This window comes from Neorhizobium galegae (assembly GCF_021391675.1).
Classification (GTDB): Bacteria; Pseudomonadota; Alphaproteobacteria; order Rhizobiales; family Rhizobiaceae; genus Neorhizobium; species Neorhizobium galegae_B.
The window spans coordinates 4,005,001-4,020,825 of record NZ_CP090095.1; the positions used below are offsets into that span (position 1 = coordinate 4,005,001).

The window sequence follows — 15,825 nt, forward strand, 5'->3', positions numbered from 1 at the left end:
ATGCATACCGGCACCGACTGGGCCGCCCCGCGCGGCACGCCTATCATCGCCACGGGCAACGGCGTCGTCGAAAAGGCCGGCTGGGATTCAGGCGGCTATGGCAACCAGACGCTCATCCGTCACGCCAACGGCTACGTCTCCTCCTACAATCACCAGAGCGCCATCGCGCCAGGTGTTCGCGAAGGTGCCAAGGTGACCCAGGGCCAAGTGATCGGTTACGTCGGCTCCACCGGCCAATCGACCGGCGCCCACCTTCATTACGAGCTGATCGTCAACGGCACCAAGGTCGATGCGATGAAGATCCGCCTGCCGGGTGGCAATTCGCTGACCGGCAAGGCGCTCGCCCGTTTCGAAGAGGAACGCAAGCGGATCGATACGATCCTCAACACCCAGTCCGCCGACGAGGTCGCCAGCCGCTGAGGCCTTTCCCGGACCAGTTGGGAACGAGCAAAAATGGCGGCCGAAGCCGCCATTCTGCTTTTTAACGTTCAGCTCGGCTTACGCAGCCTCGCTCACTGCCCGTTTGACGCGGAAGAGCAGCCGGTCGGAACCGGCACTCACCGCAACGGCCGATCCATCCGGGATCTGGCCGCCGAGGATCTGCTCGGCGAGCGGATCCTGCATGAACTTCTGGATCACCCGCTTCAGCGGACGCGCGCCATAGACCGGATCGTAACCCTTGTCGGCCAGCCATTCGCGGGCGTCTGGACCGAGATCGATGCTGATCTTGCGCTCCGCCAGCAGCGACAGCAGCCGCTTCATCTGGATATCGACGATCGCCCCCATCTCGTTGCGCTTCAGGCGATGGAACAGGATGATCTCGTCGACGCGGTTCAGAAATTCAGGCCGGAACGAGGCCTTCACGACGTCCATCACCTGCTCGCGCACGCTTTCGGAATCCTCGCCCTCGCGAAGGGCGGTCAGGTATTCCGCCCCGAGATTGGAGGTCATGATGATCATCGTGTTCTTGAAGTCGACCGTGCGGCCCTGCCCGTCCGTCAGGCGCCCGTCGTCGAGCACCTGCAGAAGAACGTTGAACACATCAGGATGCGCCTTCTCGATCTCGTCGAACAGCACGATCTGGTAGGGCTTGCGCCGCACCGCCTCGGTCAGCGCCCCGCCTTCCTCGTAACCGACGTAACCCGGAGGTGCACCGATCAGCCGCGCGACAGAATGCTTCTCCATGTATTCGGACATGTCGAGGCGAACCATCGCACTCTCGTCGTCGAACAGGAAGCGGGCCAGCGACTTGGTCAGCTCCGTCTTACCGACGCCGGTCGGACCGAGGAAGATGAACGAGCCGATCGGCCGGTTCGGATCCTGCAGCCCGGCGCGCGAACGGCGAACCGCACGCGAGACAGCCTGGACCGCATCGCCCTGGCCGACGACGGACTTTGCCAGCTCGTCTTCCATCCGCAGCAGCTTGTCGCGCTCGCCTTCCAGCATCTTGTCGACCGGAATGCCGGTCCAGCGCGACACCACATGGGCGATCGCGTCCGGGTTCACGACTTCCTGGACCATGGCATTGGTCGAGCTGTCCTGGGCTTCGGCCTCCACCAGGCGCTTTTCCAGTTCGGGGATCACGCCATAGGTAAGCTCGCCGGCACGCTGGAATTCGCCCTTGCGCTGGGCAGTCGCCAGTTCGTTGCGCGCCTCGTCGAGCTGCTTCTTGAGGTCGGCGGCAAGTCCGAGCTTCTGCTTTTCCGCCTGCCAGCGGGCCGTCAGTGCATCCGCCTGCTCTTCCAACGAAGTGACTTCGCCCTCGAGCCTCGCCAGCCGGTCGACCGAGGCACTGTCGGTTTCCCGCTTCAGTGCTTCGCGCTCGATCTTCAGCTGCATGATGCGGCGGTCGAGTTCGTCGAGTTCCTCGGGCTTGGAATCCACCTGCATGCGCAACCGCGCTGCGGCTTCGTCCATTAGGTCGATCGCCTTGTCGGGCAGGAACCGGTCGGTGATGTAGCGGTTGGAAAGCGTCGCCGCCGCCACCAGGGCCGAATCCGAGATGCGGACCTTGTGGTGCTGCTCGTATTTTTCCTTGAGGCCGCGCAGGATCGAGATCGTGTCCTCGACCGTCGGCTCGTCGACCACAACCGGCTGGAAACGGCGGGCAAGCGCCGGGTCTTTTTCCACATGCTTGCGGTATTCGTCGAGCGTGGTCGCGCCGACGCAGTGAAGTTCGCCGCGGGCAAGTGCCGGCTTCAACAGGTTCGATGCATCCATGGCGCCGTCGGATTTACCGGCACCGACCAGCGTGTGCATTTCGTCGATGAACAGGATGATCTGGCCGTTTTCCGACTGCACCTCGTTGAGCACACTCTTCAGGCGCTCCTCGAACTCGCCGCGATATTTCGCGCCGGCGATCAGGGCACCCATGTCGAGCGCCATCAGCTTCTTCTCCTTGAGGCTTTCCGGCACGTCGCCATTGATGATGCGAAGGGCCAGGCCTTCGGCGATCGCCGTCTTGCCGACGCCGGGCTCGCCGATCAGTACCGGGTTGTTCTTGGTGCGGCGGGAGAGAACCTGGATCGTGCGGCGGATTTCATCATCGCGGCCGATCACCGGATCGAGCCTGCCGTCGCGGGCTTCCGCCGTCAGGTCCCGGGCATATTTCTTCAGGGCCTCGAAGCCGGCTTCGGCATTGGCGCCATCGGCCGTGCGACCCTTGCGGATGTCATTGATGACCTGGTTGAGGCCCTGCGCCGTCAGGCCGGCCTTTTTCAATGTCGCGGACGTCGAGGCCGAGGTCTCGATGACAAGCGCCAGAAGCAGGCGTTCGACGGTGACGAAACTGTCGCCGGCCTTCTTGGCTGCCTCTTCCGCGGTCGAAAAAACCTTGGCGAGCGGCTGGGAGAGATAGATCTCGCCATTGCCGCCGGAAACCTTGGGAAGTTTGGCGAGTGCGGCGTCATTGGCGATGCGCGCTTCCTTGGCACTGCCGCCGGCGCGGTCGATGAGCGAGGACGCCATGCCCTGGTCGTCGTCGAGCAGAACCTTCAGCACATGTTCGGGCGTGAACTGCTGGTGACCCAAGGCCAAGGCCTGCGTCTGAGCCGACTGCAGGAAACCGCGGACGCGCTCGGAGTATTTTTCGATGTTCATTATGGTACCTCCAGTGATCGACCCGCCCTTTATAAGGCACGGACCGATGATTGAGATTGAGCTCCCTCAAAGGCGAGCCCTGCCGAAGCCTCGGCGTTGCTGGAGATATGGTAAGCGGATTCTCGTGTTTAAAGTGTTCAGACGGTCAAAATCTGCGAGCGGAAACCTCACAAATTTTCCGCGTGACAATCCACAATCGAGCGAATACAGAAACCCCATGTCTTTCACGTCCGCCTACGCCTCGCGATTTTATAGCTACCGCTTTTCCCAGCGGATGCGGGTCCGTGCGTAGCTGATTTCGACGCAACGACATTCCCTCAAGCCGCTAGTCTACCTGGCGGCTTTTTCAATTCCGCACGGTAGGATCAAACAGGAGCCATACCCGTGCTGAATGCCACTCCCGCCAATACTGTCGACGATCGCCGCATCGTCGAGATCACGCCGCTGACTATCCCCGCCGACATCATCGCCGAAATTCCGCGCAACGAGGCGGTCACCGAGACCGTGACCCGGACGCGCGACACGGTCCACCGCATCCTGCATGGCGAGGACGACCGGCTGATCGTCGTCATCGGCCCCTGCTCCATCCATGACCCGATTGCCGCGCGGGACTATGCGGCCCGGCTGGAAGAGCAGCGACGACGTTTCGGTGGCGATCTCGAAATCATCATGCGCGTCTATTTCGAAAAGCCGCGCACCACCGTCGGCTGGAAGGGCCTGATGAACGACCCGCATCTCGACGGCAGCTACCGGATCGAAGAGGGTTTGAGGATCGCCCGGCAGCTTCTTCTGGATATCAATGCGACGGGCCTTCCGGCCGGCTGCGAATTCCTCGATACGATCACCCCGCAATACATTGCCGACCTCGTCAGCTGGGGCGCGATCGGCGCGCGGACGACCGAAAGCCAGGTACATCGCCAGCTGGCATCCGGCCTCTCCTGCCCGATCGGCTTCAAGAACGGCACCGATGGCGGCGTCGCGGTTGCGCTCGACGCCATACTGGCCGCCTCGCAGACGCACCATTTTCCGGCGGTGACCAAGGACGGCCGGGCCGCGATCGCCACGACGACCGGCAACGAGGATTGTCACGTCATCCTTCGCGGCGGAAGACAGCCGAACTACGAGGCGGCCGATGTCGAGGCCGTTTCCAGGGATGCCGCAAAACGCGGTTTGGAGCCGCGCATCCTCATCGATGCCAGCCATGCCAACAGCGGCAAGGATCCGATGAACCAGCCGCTGGTCGTCAAAAACGTCGCGACGCAGATTGCGGCCGGCAACATGGCCATCAAGGGCATGATGATCGAGAGCAATATCGTCGGCGGCCGCCAGGATCTGGTGCCCGGCAGACCTCTCGTCTACGGCCAGAGCATCACCGACGGCTGCATAGATTGGGAGACATCGGTCCTGACGCTCGAAGAGCTTGCCCGCTCCGTCCGCGATCGGCGCCAAACTCGGGCCTGAAGCAGAAGGGCTTTGCTCACGGAAAAAGGCCGCCCGGTTTCCCGAGCGGCCTTCTTGATCTCGTTATACCAGCCCGTGGGGCTTATTCGGAAGCGGCATCAGCCAGGGCCGGCTGCGAGCCGTCGCCCGAGGCTTCGCCTTCGGAACCACCCTCTTCACCGGCGCCTTCGCCACGACGCGGACGACGCGGGCGGCTGCCGGCAGCGCGGCGGCGGCGCGGAGCGGCTTCTGCCTGTGCCTCTTCCTCGACCGCCACTTCGGCAGGCGTGCCTTCGATCACCGGCTGCGGACCGGAACCATCGACGACCGGAGCGACTGGCTGAGGTGCTGCGACCTGGGCCGGAACCGCTGCAACGGCCGGCTGTTCCGGACGATTTTCCCGGCGGGGGCGTTCACGCTGCTGGTCACGTTGTTCGCGGGGCTCGCGTTGTTCACGGGGTTCCCGCTGCTCGCGAGGCTCGCGTTGCTCCCGGGGCTGTTCCCGGCGGGGCTGCTGTTGCTGGACCTGCGGCTGGGGGAGCCTCGTCCATGGACGGCTGCTGCGAGTAACCATTGTCCTCGCCATCGCCATTGTCCATGTCGTCCTGATCCTGGACGTTGCCGTCCCGATCCTGATAGTCGCCACGGTTGTCGTGCTGGAACCTGTCCTGCATCTGCGCCTGTGCGGCGGCAATGATGCGGTTATAGTGTTCGGCGTGCTGGAGATAGTTCTCCGCCATCACGCGGTCGCCAGAGCTCTGGGCGTCGCGGCCGAGTTGGCTATATTTTTCGGCGATATGCTGGGCGGTCCCGCGGATCTTCACATCCGGGCCGGAGCTGTCGTAGGTGCGGCTAAGAGGATTGCCGCCCTTGCGGTTGAAGTTGTTATTTCCACCACCGCCGCCGCCGCCACTATTGTTATTGTTGTTACTGCCGCGACCTCGACCGCGTTTGTTCTGCTGTCCTGGCCTCATCTATCGTTCACCAATTCTCTGTCTTCGCTGATAAGGGGCCACGCGGTCTGTCGGACAGAGCCGAACAAGACTTCGCATGCCGCGCACAGGCCGATCAAAGCGTCCTGCCGCTTGTGAAAGTCAAATTAACTGATTCACGCACCGGGAATTGTTCAACCTTCGCAACTCTTCGAAAAGAGAAGGATCAAAGGGTTGCCCTGTAACCCGAACGAATCGCTGTTCATTCCCAGCCGTCCCAGTGCGTAATTGCAAGCTATCCCGCTTCCTCCGGAAATCCAAGCCTTTTCTTTTGCCTGCAAAATCAAGGATGATTCACGGTAAATACGAGAACCCGATCATTGTCGCCGTAGTCGCGCACCGCCTCCGCCAGCGTAAAGCCGGCGACGCGGAAAATCGCGGTCACGGTTTCCTTTTGATCGAACCCGATCTCGACGCCGATAACGCCGTCCTTTTCGAGGAAATCTCCTGCACCCGCTGCAATCGCGCGATATGCTTCGAGCCCATCCGGACCTCCATCTAGCGCTGTCAGCGGATCGAAATCCCGGACTTCCGGGTCCAATGCGGGGATAACATCGCTACGTATATAGGGCGGATTTGACACGATTATGTCGAACCGGCCGGAAATTGCGTCGAACCAATCGCTGCGGATCGCTTGAAATCTTTCCGACATTCCCAACCGCGCCGCATTCCGCGTCGCTGTCTGGAGAGCATCCTCCGAAATATCGCTGCCGATCCCTTGAGCCCTCGGGCTTTCCTTCAGGAGCGCCAGAACGATCGCGCCGGTCCCGGTACCAAGATCGAGGATACGTGCCGAACCCTTGACTGCGACAATCTGCCTCACATGGGCAAGCATCGAATCCACCAGGATTTCCGTGTCCGGGCGCGGCTCCAGCGTTTCCTTGGAAATCAGGAGCTCCATGCCGTGGAATTCACGTGACCCTAATATGCGGTGCACCGGCTCCCGTTTCAAGCGCCGCGCGACCGCTTTCTCGACGAGGGACAGTTCCTGGTCCGTCAGGACACGGTCGCCGCCGGTAAAAACGTCCGTCGAGGAAAGGCCGAGCAGGCCGCCGATCAGCAGCCGCGCTTCGATCGCCGCATCCGGCAGGCCCGCCGCCGAAAACCGCGATCTGGCATCCGCGACGGCTGCGCCAAGCGTCGTCATCCGTGTTGCTCGCCGAGCTGCGCAAGTTGGCCAGCCTGGTAGTCGGCAATCAGCGCATCGACCACTTCGTCGATATCGCCTTCCATCATCCGGTCGAGCTTGTAGAGGGTCAGGTTGATACGATGATCGGTCACCCGCCCCTGGGGGAAATTGTAGGTACGAATGCGCTCGGAGCGGTCGCCCGAACCGACCTGGCTCTTGCGGTCGGCGGAACGTTCGCTGTCCGCCTTCTGGCGCTCCATGTCGTAGAGGCGGGTGCGCAGCACCTGCATCGCCTTGGCGCGGTTCTGGTGTTGCGATTTTTCCGAACTGGTCACCACGATGCCGCTCGGCATGTGGGTGATGCGCACCGCGGAGTCCGTGGTGTTGACGTGCTGGCCGCCAGCGCCCGACGAACGCATCGTATCGATGCGGATGTCTTCCGGCCGGATTTCGATATCGATCTCTTCGGCTTCCGGCATCACCGCCACGGTGGCAGCCGAGGTGTGGATGCGGCCGCTCGCTTCCGTGTCGGGCACGCGCTGCACCCGGTGCACGCCGGACTCGAACTTCAGCTTCGAGAACACCCCGCGGCCGGTCACGGTCGCGATGATTTCCTTGTAGCCGCCGGCCTCGCCTTCGCTCGCCGACAGGACCTCGACCTTCCAGCCCTTGGTGGCGGCATAACGCTCGTACATGCGGAACAGATCGCCGGCGAAAAGTGCTGCCTCGTTGCCGCCGGTGCCGGCGCGGATTTCGAGGATCGCGCTCCTCTCGTCGGCCGCGTCCTTCGGCAGAAGCAGGACCTGCATGTCCTTTTCCAGCGTCTCGAGCCGTTCCTCGGCGTCCGGCAGCTCCATTTCGGCAAGCTCGTGCATCTCGCGGTCGGTGCCCTTGTCGGTCAGCATCGCCCTGAGATCGGCCACTTCGGCGATCGATTTTTCGTATTCGCGGATCTTGCGCACCACCGGCTGCAGTTCGGAATATTCGGACGCCAGCTTGACGTAGACGTCGGCCGCCGGACCTTCCGACATGCGCGCCTCGATCTCGCCGAACCGGCGTTCCAGCTCGCGCATCTTTTCGACAGGAAGCTTCGCCAACTATAAAACTCCAACTATGCCATTCGTCATCCTCGGGCTTGTCCCGAGGATCTATCCACGCCTACGGGTTAGCAGATCCTCGGGACAAGCCCGAGGATGACGGTGAGAGCACATAGCTCGACCAGTGGCCGTCATTCAATCATCAAACCGGAATATTATTGGCCTCGGCGAACCGCAGAAGCAGCCCGCGGATCGGCTCCGGCGACCTTATATCGTCGAGCGCCGCGTTCAATTCGGCGGACAGCTTGTCGATGTCAAGCCCGAGCAGCATCGCCTTGACCGGCCCGATCGAGGTCGGGGACATGGAAACCGAGCGGAAACCGACCCCCAGCAGAGCCATGGCCGACAGCGGCTTGCCCGCCATCTCACCGCACAGCGTCACCACCGTCTTGTTCCGTTCGCCGGCCCGCGCGATGTCGCGCAGAATGCGCAGGAACGGCTTGCCGAGATTGTCGAAGCGATCGGAAACCCGGGCATTGCCGCGATCGGCCGCCATGGTGAACTGGAACAGGTCGTTGGAGCCGACCGAGACGAAATCCACTTCCGCCATCAGTTCGTCGAGCTGCCACATCAGCGCCGGCACTTCGAGCATTGCCCCGAACTGCAGCTTGCGCGGCAGGCTGTGGCCGAATTTCGAAAGATGCTGCACTTCCTTCTGCATCAGTTCTCGCACCGCGTGGATTTCCGAAACCTCGGTCACCATCGGCAGCATCATCTTGAGCTCGGCGCCGGCGGAGGCCCTGAGCAGCGCCCGAAGTTGGGTGCGCAGAAGTCCGGGCCGGTCCAGCGACAGGCGGATCGCCCGCCAGCCGAGCGCCGGGTTTTCTTCTTCCTGGGCACGGAAATAGGAGACGACCTTGTCGCCGCCGATATCGAGGGTCCGGAACGTCACCGGCCGCCCGGCCGCCTGCTTGATGACGTTGCGGTAGAAACTCTCCTGCTCCTCGAGCTTCGGCATTGTCGAGGCGATCATGAACTGCAGTTCGGTGCGGAACAGGCCGATGCCGTCGGCGCCGGACTCGGCGAGCTGCGGCAGATCCACCAGCAGGCCGGCATTCATCTGCAGGCTGATGCGCTTGCCGTCCTTGGTAACCGGCTCGACGTCTCTGAGCGCCTTGAACTGCTCCTGCCGACGGGCCCGCAGGCGTACCTTTTCCTCGTAGGCCTTCTGCAGGTCGAGAACCGGCCGCAGGTGGATCTGGCCGTCGTCGCCGTCGATGATGATCGGATCGCCGTTTTCGGCGAGCGCCACGACACCTGCCGCCTGGCCGACGACCGGAATGCCCATGGCGCGTGCGACGATCACCACATGGCTGGTCACCGCTCCGTCTTCCAGCACGAGGCCGCGCAGGCTGGCGCGGGGATAGTCGAGCAGTTCGGCGGCCCCCATGGCACGGGCGAGAATGATGGCGTCCGTCGGGAAACCTTCGTCGAAGGCGCGGCCGGAAAACCCCGTCAGCTGGCGCAGAAGCCGATTGGCCAGGTCGTCGAAATCATGCATCCGCTCGCGCAGATAGGGATCGGTCAGGCGCATCATCCGCGCCTTGGTATCGCTCTGGACCTTCTCGACCGCGGCTTCCGCCGTCAGGCCGTTGTGGATCGCCTCTTCCATGCGGCGGACCCAGCCCTGGTCGTGAGCGAACATCCGATAGGTTTCAAGCACCTCGCGATGCTCGCCTTCCTGGGATACTTCGCGGCGCGACAGCATGTCGTCGATGGAGATGCGCAAGGACCCGAGCGATTCCGCCAGCCGGGTCACTTCCTTCTCTGCATCTTCGTTGAGGAGATTGGTGACGACGATGCGCGGCTCGTGCAGCACCACATGACCAAGGCCGATGCCTTCGTTATAGGCGTCGGCATCGATGGTGATGGCCCGCGTGAGGTCCAGTTCGAGGCCCGGCCGGGTGATCTTCTTGAGCTCGCCGGTGGCGATCATCTCGGCGATCACCATCGCGGTGGTTTCGAGCGCCTCGACCTCGTCCTCGCGATAGTTGCGGCTCGCCTTGTTCTGGACGACGAGAACGCCAAGCGTGCGGCCGGCCCGGAGAATCGGCACGCCGAGGAAGGAATGGTAGATCTCTTCGCCGGTTTCGGGGAGATACCGGAAGGCCGGATGCGCCTGAGCATCGGAAAGGTTGAGTGGCTGCGCGGAGGCGGCGATCGTGCCGACGAGGCCCTGGCCCATCTTCAGCTGCGAAGTGTGGACGGCTTCCTTGTTGAGGCCTTCGGTGGCGTAGAGTTCGAGAACGCCGTCGGAGCGGAGCACATAGACCGAGCAGACCTCGGCCACCATGTTGCTGGCGATCTGGCGGACGATCCGGTCAAGGCGCTCCTGTGGCTCGAGCGGCTCCGCCATCAACTCGCGTAGCCGCTTCAACAGAACGCGCGGACCTGCCGACAGGTCTCTCATCGCCTATGCTCTCCCGAAACGAGGTCACCCCAACCGAAAGACCGCGCGCCCAACGGCCAGCGCGTCCAAACGGTTCGTTCTCAACTCTTATCGAGACCGTACGCGGAATGCAAAGTCCGAACAGCGAGTTCGGAATAAGCACCATCGATCAGGATCGAAATCTTGATTTCCGAGGTGGTGATCGCCTTGATGTTGATGGATTTTTCGGCAAGTGCCTTGAAAGCATGCGCGGCAACGCCCGCATGGCTGCGCATGCCGATGCCGATGACCGAGACTTTCGCCAAACCTGATTCGGTCTGGACAACGTCGAAGCCGATTTTTTCCTTGTTGTCGTCGAGCACCTTCATGGCCTTCTGCACGTCACCCGAAGGTACGGTGAAGGTCATGTCGGTGCGCGAGCCGTCTTCCGACGTGTTCTGCACGATCATGTCGACATTGATATGCGCTTCGGCGAGCGGGCCGAAAATCGCAGCCGACACGCCCGGCCGGTCGGCAAGACGCCGGAGCGAAATCTGCGCTTCATCCTTGGCATAGGCGATGCCGGTGACGACTTCCTGTTCCACGATTTCTTCCTCGTCGCAAATCAAAGTACCGGGCGGGTTCAAAAGGTCACCCATGCCCGGCGCATCGGGATCCTCGAAACTGGAACGCACGAAAGTGCGGACCTTGTGGACCATGGCGAGCTCGACCGAGCGCACCTGCAGAACCTTCGAGCCGAGCGAGGCCATTTCGAGCATTTCCTCGAAGGAGACCTTCTTCATGCGGCGCGCCTGGGGCACGATGCGCGGGTCGGTCGTATAGACGCCGTCGACATCCGTATAGATGTCGCAGCGGTCGGCCTTGACCGCGGCCGCGATCGCCACCGCCGACGTATCGGAACCGCCGCGGCCGAGCGTGGCGATCCGGTTGTCGGGGCCGAGCCCCTGGAATCCGGCGACGACGGCCACCTGGCCCTCGCCCATCCGCTTGACGATCTCGGAACCGTCGATCTCCATGATCCGCGCCGCGCCATGGGCACTGTCGGTGCGGATCGGGATCTGCCAGCCCTGCCAGGACCGGGCGTTGATGCCCATCGACTGCAGCGCGATGGCGAGGATGCCGGACGTCACCTGTTCGCCGGATGCCACGACCGCATCATATTCGCGCGCATCGTAGAAAGGCGAATTGGCGCCGGAGACCTTCGGCATGTCCTGAACCCAGCCGACAAGCTCGTTGGTCTTGCCCGACATCGCCGAGACGACCACCGCGACCTCGTGTCCGGCTTCGACCTCCCGTTTCACATGGCGCGCGACATTGTGAATGCGTTCGAGATTGGCGACCGAAGTGCCGCCGAACTTCATGACGATGCGAGCCATACCGACCAAAACCACTGTTTCGCCTCAAGGCTTGGGGAGCCTTGGGCGTCTGCTTTCAAACCGCCTCGAAATCCCATCGTTTATGACAGGATCATCAAGTTGCGGGGTCTCTTATCGAAAAGGCTGAAAAGGCGCAATGGTCAGAACATAGGCGAACGGTACGCTCCGTATAAAGGTGTCGCAATGCCGGACGTAAAAAGGCCACCCGGTGGTGGCCTTTCGAGATCATCGATGGGTTAGCGGTTCGGGTTGCAGCCCGCACCGAGGCATGGCCGCCTGGGAGCATCGGGCTGCACCGCGGGATTGGCATCGGGCTGTTGAGCCTGCTGCTCCTCCCGGGGGTCAGGGCGCAGCGGCCCACGGCGATCGTCTCTGCGCTCGACACGCTGCGGCCGGGCTTGCTGGTTCTCATCGCGACGGTCGAAACGCGGCGGCGGCGGGCTGCGATCAACCCGGTCACGGTAAAGGTCGAAACGGTCGCGATCTCCCTGCCAGACTGGCGGACGCGGCGGCTGCCGGTCGCCCGGGCTCCAGCTGCGATCCCGGTCCCACCGTGGGGCTCCGTCACGATCCCAGCGCGGCGGCGGGGGCGGAGGCGGCGGAAGACGCGATTCCCGTCTCCAGTCGTAGCGGTCCCAGCGATCGCGATCGCGGTAGAAGTCGCGGTTGCGATAGTAGCGGCCCCAATAGTTGCCGACGTCGAACGTGACCATCGGAATGCCGAGGCCCTCGTAATAGTCGGGAGCGACATAGACGCGGTTGGAACGATAGCTCGCCTGCACGTAATTGCCCGATACCCAGCCGCGTCCGCCGACGAAGGCGACGTCGCACCAGTTGACGCTGCTCATGCAGCCGTAGATCGTTACCGCCGCACCGACCGGTATGACGTCGACGGCCGGATAGCCAGTGCTCGGCCCGGACCGCATGTTGACATTGGCCGTGGCAACGCCGCGCACAGCCGCATCCGCAATCGACGGCGCCACAAACAGGGCGCAAAGTGCCGCAACGGACATCAGAATTTTCTTCACGGGCTTCCTCCTGAGAAACCGAATAACGCGCGAACCGGACTGACCAACTGCCGAACGGATTTCGCCGGATATCAATGTTCGAGACATTCCCATTGTTCCAGCACGGCTCTGAATGGCGCATGAATAAACGTCTTGGCCGGGGTTAGCCTTTGGCCGGCCCGGTCGACTGCCGCTCAGCAATGTGACAAGCAAGTTCCACCCGCCGCGCCGGATTTGCAAATCCGGTCATCCCGTCCCGCAAAAGATCGAGTGCCACGGCCCCGAGTTCGCGCATCGGAATATGCACGGTGGTCAGCGGCGGGTTGAGGAAGGCGGCCTGCGGCAGGTCGTCCATGCCCATCACCGAAACGTCGCCCGGCACGGTATAACCCATCTGCTGGACCCCCATCATCGCGCCGACGGCGAGACTGTCGCCCGCCGTCAGCACGGCCGTAAAATCAGGCCCGTTCCTGCGCAACCGCTCGCTGATCGCCTGGGCGGCGAGCTCCGGCAGCCAGTCCTCGACCGGCACGACGAGATCCGGGGGACAAGGCAAACCGTGATGCTGGAAGGCATCCTGCCAGCCTTCGCGGCGCCGGTCGATCGTCCGCCGGCCCGGACGCATCAGGAAGAGGATGCGTTTGTGGCCCAGCCGGATGAGATAGTCGGTGGCCATATGCGCCGCCGACCGATTGCAGGGGGTCACGCTCGACAGCCGCATCATCGGATCGTCACCGTTGATCAGCACGACCGGCTTGCCGAAGCCGCGGGTGGCCTCGAGCATTCCTTCGTCGTCGACGGTCAGAAACAGCAGTCCCGCAACGTCCGGATCGACCCGCGCCTCTTCCAGCACCACCTTTTCCTCCGACTGATCAGCGACGGCGCGGGTGACGATGTCGAGCCCGAGAGCCTGGGCGCGGTCCCGCAACCCTTCCAGGACGTAGAGCGTGAACTGGTTGCGGACGTAATCGATCATCGCCGCGCTCGAAGCTGCCAGAATTACCTTCTTGCCGGCGACCGGCGTCGGCATCGCGTAATTGGCGTCCTTCGCCGCCTCCATGATCCGCTGGCGGATGTCCGCGCGCACGCCCTTCTCGCCGGCCAGTGCCCGTGACACGGTGCTCAGCGACACGCCCACCTTTCCCGCAATATCCTCCAGCCGCACCCGCCGGCTTTTCTTGCCGCGCTTGCCCGGCACGATCGTCGTCGCCATCACGTCCTCCCATCACCGATGCGCACACTGCAAAAAATTTTCAGATTGCGCAATCAATTTTCAGATGTTTTCATGGGGCCATCGCTCGGGAGAAGCGGATCGAAAATGCTGCGCAGCAAATGCTGCAGCAAAGGGAGGAATTGAGACATGGGCCTTTCAGCCCGGGACATCCGTGAAAAGCTTGACCGCCTCGTGACCGGCATGACCGGGCTTCGCGACGATGGCCGTTTCCACGAACCCAATCTCGACGGGACCGCTGGCGACTATATCTCTTTCGAAAGCTGGGAATGGCCGCAGGGCGTCGGCCTCTACGGCCTGATCCGTCTGTGGCTGTTCACCGGTCGCGAAGATTTGAAGACGCTGATCGAGAACTGGTACGCGTCCCGCATCGAAGCCGGGCTCCCGACGCTCAACGTCAACACCACGGCACCGATGCTCGGCCTTTCCGTCCTCTGGCGCGAAACCCGCGACCCGCGCTGGAAGCCGGTTCTCGACGCCTGGGCAGACCGCGTCATGGCGCAAATGGGCCGCACCGAGGAAGGCGCCTTCGAGCACCACGTCTCCGACAAGGTCAATGACGACGAGCTCTGGGACGATACGCTTTATATGGTCGCCCTCTTCCTCGCCTCCTACGGCGAGGCGAGCGGTCGCCGCGAGCTGGTCGATGAGGCATCAAAGCAGTTCCTCGTCCATTCCCGTTACCTCGCCGACACGAAGACCGGCCTCTGGTTCCACGGCTGGACGTTCCAGGGCCGTCATAATTTTGCGGAAGCCCGCTGGGCGCGCGGCAATGCCTGGATCACCGCCGGCATGCTCGACCTATTCGATCTCGCCGAGGTTTCGAAGCCGGTAAAGGATTTCCTGCTCGGCGTGCTGACGGCGCAGGTCAATGCACTGCTGCCGCTGCAGGCCGCTTCCGGCGCCTGGCGCACCCTGCTCGACGACCCGTCCTCCTACGAGGAGATTTCGGCGACGGCGGGTTTTGGTTACGGCCTGCTCAAGGGTTACCGCCTCGGCCTCGGCACCCATGAATGGCGCGTCGCCGGCCTCAAGGCCGTTGAAGCGGTGCTCGCCAATATCGACGAAACAGGCACCGTGCTCAACGTCTCCTATGGGACGCGCATGGGCCATGATCTGCAATTCTATCGGGATATCCCGATCCAGCCGACCGGCTACGGACAGGCGCTTTCGATCCTCTGCCTCTCCGAAGCCATCCGGCATGTGGAACCGGGAGACGAGGCGGCATGACGATGAAGGTTCTCTACGGGGCTGGCCCCAACGACATCAAGACCTACGACACCGCGCGCCTGCGCGCCGAATTCCTGATGGAAGACCTTTTCCAGGCGAACAAGGTCAGCTTCACCTATACCCATGTCGACCGGCTGATCCTCGGCGGCGCGGTTCCGACATCGTCCACCCTGAGCTTCGGTTCGGGCGAAGAGATCGGCACGCCCTTCCTGCTGTCGGCCCGTGAAATGGGCATAGCCAATCTCGGCGGCACCGGCGTCGTCTCGATCGACGGCAAGAGTTTCACCCTGGAAAACCGCGACGTGCTCTATGTCGGCCGCGGCGCCCAGGAAATCTCCGTCGCCAGCGCCTCGGCCGAAAAGCCGGCCCGCTTCTACATGAACTCCGTTCCTGCAGGCGCCGACATTCCGCACCGCCTCATCAAGCGGGCGGAATCCAAGATGCTGACATTCGGCGATCCCAAGCGCGCCAATCTGCGGAACCTGCGCATGTACATCCATCCGGAAGTCACGCCGTCCTGCCTGCTTCTGCTCGGCATCACCGATCTTGCCGACGGCAGCATCTGGAACACCATGCCGCCTCATCTGCATGAGCGCCGCATGGAGGCCTATTGCTATTTCGACCTGCCGGAAGAGGAACGGGTCATCCACCTGATGGGTCGCCCGGAAGAGACGCGCCATCTCGTGGTCAAGAACCTTGACGCGGTTCTCTCGCCCGCCTGGTCAATCCATATGGGCGCCGGCACCGCACAATACGCCTTCGTCTGGGGCATGACCGGCGAAAACCAGGAATACAACGACGTGGCCCCCGTGGCCCTGAGCGAGCTGAGATAAGA

At 62.8% G+C, this 15,825-nt stretch carries 11 protein-coding genes and 1 pseudogene (1 of these 12 only partly in view); 4 read left to right on the forward strand and 8 right to left on the reverse strand.

Annotated features, from left to right (window positions below):
• Nucleotides 1–420, forward strand: partial view of a M23 family metallopeptidase gene (locus LZK81_RS19580; RefSeq protein WP_233954349.1) — the 3' end only. The gene continues 1,521 nt to the left of window position 1, outside the view; the window shows 420 of its 1,941 coding nt (coding positions 1,522–1,941); its start codon lies off the left edge, out of view; its stop codon occupies nt 418–420.
• 78 nt (nt 421–498) lie between these two features.
• On the opposite strand, the gene clpB is transcribed toward LZK81_RS19580, so the two are convergent.
• Entirely contained in the window at nt 499–3,099 is a 2,601-nt protein-coding gene (gene clpB / locus LZK81_RS19585; RefSeq protein ID WP_233954350.1) for an ATP-dependent chaperone ClpB, read from the reverse strand.
• A gap of 384 nt (nt 3,100–3,483) precedes the next feature.
• Here clpB and LZK81_RS19590 point away from each other — a divergent pair, with 384 nt between their 5' ends.
• Nucleotides 3,484–4,560 (forward strand): 3-deoxy-7-phosphoheptulonate synthase, encoded by a 1,077-nt coding sequence (locus LZK81_RS19590; protein WP_233954351.1) that lies wholly within the window; start codon nt 3,484–3,486, stop codon nt 4,558–4,560.
• 82 nt (nt 4,561–4,642) lie between these two features.
• Here LZK81_RS19590 and LZK81_RS19595 read toward each other — a convergent pair.
• From LZK81_RS19595 to LZK81_RS19625, 7 genes and pseudogenes are all read right to left on the reverse strand, one after another.
• A pseudogene (locus tag LZK81_RS19595) lies at nt 4,643–5,513 on the reverse strand (DUF4167 domain-containing protein).
• A gap of 301 nt (nt 5,514–5,814) precedes the next feature.
• Complete coding sequence (gene prmC, locus LZK81_RS19600; RefSeq protein WP_233954352.1) at nt 5,815–6,678, reverse strand: peptide chain release factor N(5)-glutamine methyltransferase; 864 nt, start codon at nt 6,676–6,678, stop codon at nt 5,815–5,817.
• Nucleotides 6,675–7,757: a peptide chain release factor 1 gene (prfA, locus tag LZK81_RS19605; protein WP_233954353.1), complete on the reverse strand. Its 1,083-nt coding sequence runs from the start codon at nt 7,755–7,757 to the stop codon at nt 6,675–6,677. Before prfA ends, prmC begins: the two co-directional genes overlap by 4 nt.
• A gap of 142 nt (nt 7,758–7,899) precedes the next feature.
• Nucleotides 7,900–10,167, reverse strand: coding sequence for a phosphoenolpyruvate--protein phosphotransferase (gene ptsP, locus LZK81_RS19610; RefSeq protein WP_046605363.1), 2,268 nt, complete (start codon nt 10,165–10,167; stop codon nt 7,900–7,902).
• Between the two features lie 80 nt (nt 10,168–10,247).
• Nucleotides 10,248–11,522, reverse strand: coding sequence for an aspartate kinase (locus LZK81_RS19615; RefSeq protein WP_046605362.1), 1,275 nt, complete (start codon nt 11,520–11,522; stop codon nt 10,248–10,250).
• 236 nt (nt 11,523–11,758) lie between these two features.
• Nucleotides 11,759–12,550: an SH3 domain-containing protein gene (locus LZK81_RS19620; RefSeq protein WP_046626842.1), complete on the reverse strand. Its 792-nt coding sequence runs from the start codon at nt 12,548–12,550 to the stop codon at nt 11,759–11,761.
• A 142-nt stretch (nt 12,551–12,692) separates the two neighbouring features.
• A complete protein-coding gene (locus LZK81_RS19625) occupies nt 12,693–13,742 on the reverse strand; it encodes a LacI family DNA-binding transcriptional regulator (protein ID WP_046605361.1) in 1,050 nt (349 codons plus the stop codon).
• Between the two features lie 147 nt (nt 13,743–13,889).
• Between LZK81_RS19625 and LZK81_RS19630 the strand changes: the two genes are divergently transcribed.
• Nucleotides 13,890–14,990, forward strand: a complete 1,101-nt coding sequence (locus LZK81_RS19630; protein WP_046626840.1) for a glycoside hydrolase family 88/105 protein — start codon at nt 13,890–13,892, stop codon at nt 14,988–14,990.
• The gene (kduI, locus tag LZK81_RS19635) at nt 14,987–15,823 is read left to right on the forward strand and encodes a 5-dehydro-4-deoxy-D-glucuronate isomerase (protein ID WP_080952496.1); all 837 of its coding nucleotides are present in this window, start codon (nt 14,987–14,989) and stop codon (nt 15,821–15,823) included. Before LZK81_RS19630 ends, kduI begins: the two co-directional genes overlap by 4 nt.
• The last annotated feature ends 2 nt before the right edge of the window (nt 15,824–15,825 follow it).

Excerpts from the sequence above, each read along its gene's own strand:
- clpB (WP_233954350.1), bottom strand. The coding sequence starts at position 3,099 with ATGAACATCGAAAAATACTCCGAGCGCGTCCGCGGTTTCCTGCAGTCG.
- prmC (WP_233954352.1), bottom strand. The coding sequence starts at position 6,678 with ATGACGACGCTTGGCGCAGCCGTCGCGGATGCCAGATCGCGGTTTTCG.
- ptsP (WP_046605363.1), bottom strand. The coding sequence starts at position 10,167 with ATGAGAGACCTGTCGGCAGGTCCGCGCGTTCTGTTGAAGCGGCTACGC.
- LZK81_RS19615 (WP_046605362.1), bottom strand. The coding sequence starts at position 11,522 with ATGGCTCGCATCGTCATGAAGTTCGGCGGCACTTCGGTCGCCAATCTC.
- LZK81_RS19625 (WP_046605361.1), bottom strand. The coding sequence starts at position 13,742 with ATGGCGACGACGATCGTGCCGGGCAAGCGCGGCAAGAAAAGCCGGCGG.
- LZK81_RS19630 (WP_046626840.1), top strand. The coding sequence starts at position 13,890 with ATGGGCCTTTCAGCCCGGGACATCCGTGAAAAGCTTGACCGCCTCGTG.
- kduI (WP_080952496.1), top strand. The coding sequence starts at position 14,987 with ATGACGATGAAGGTTCTCTACGGGGCTGGCCCCAACGACATCAAGACC.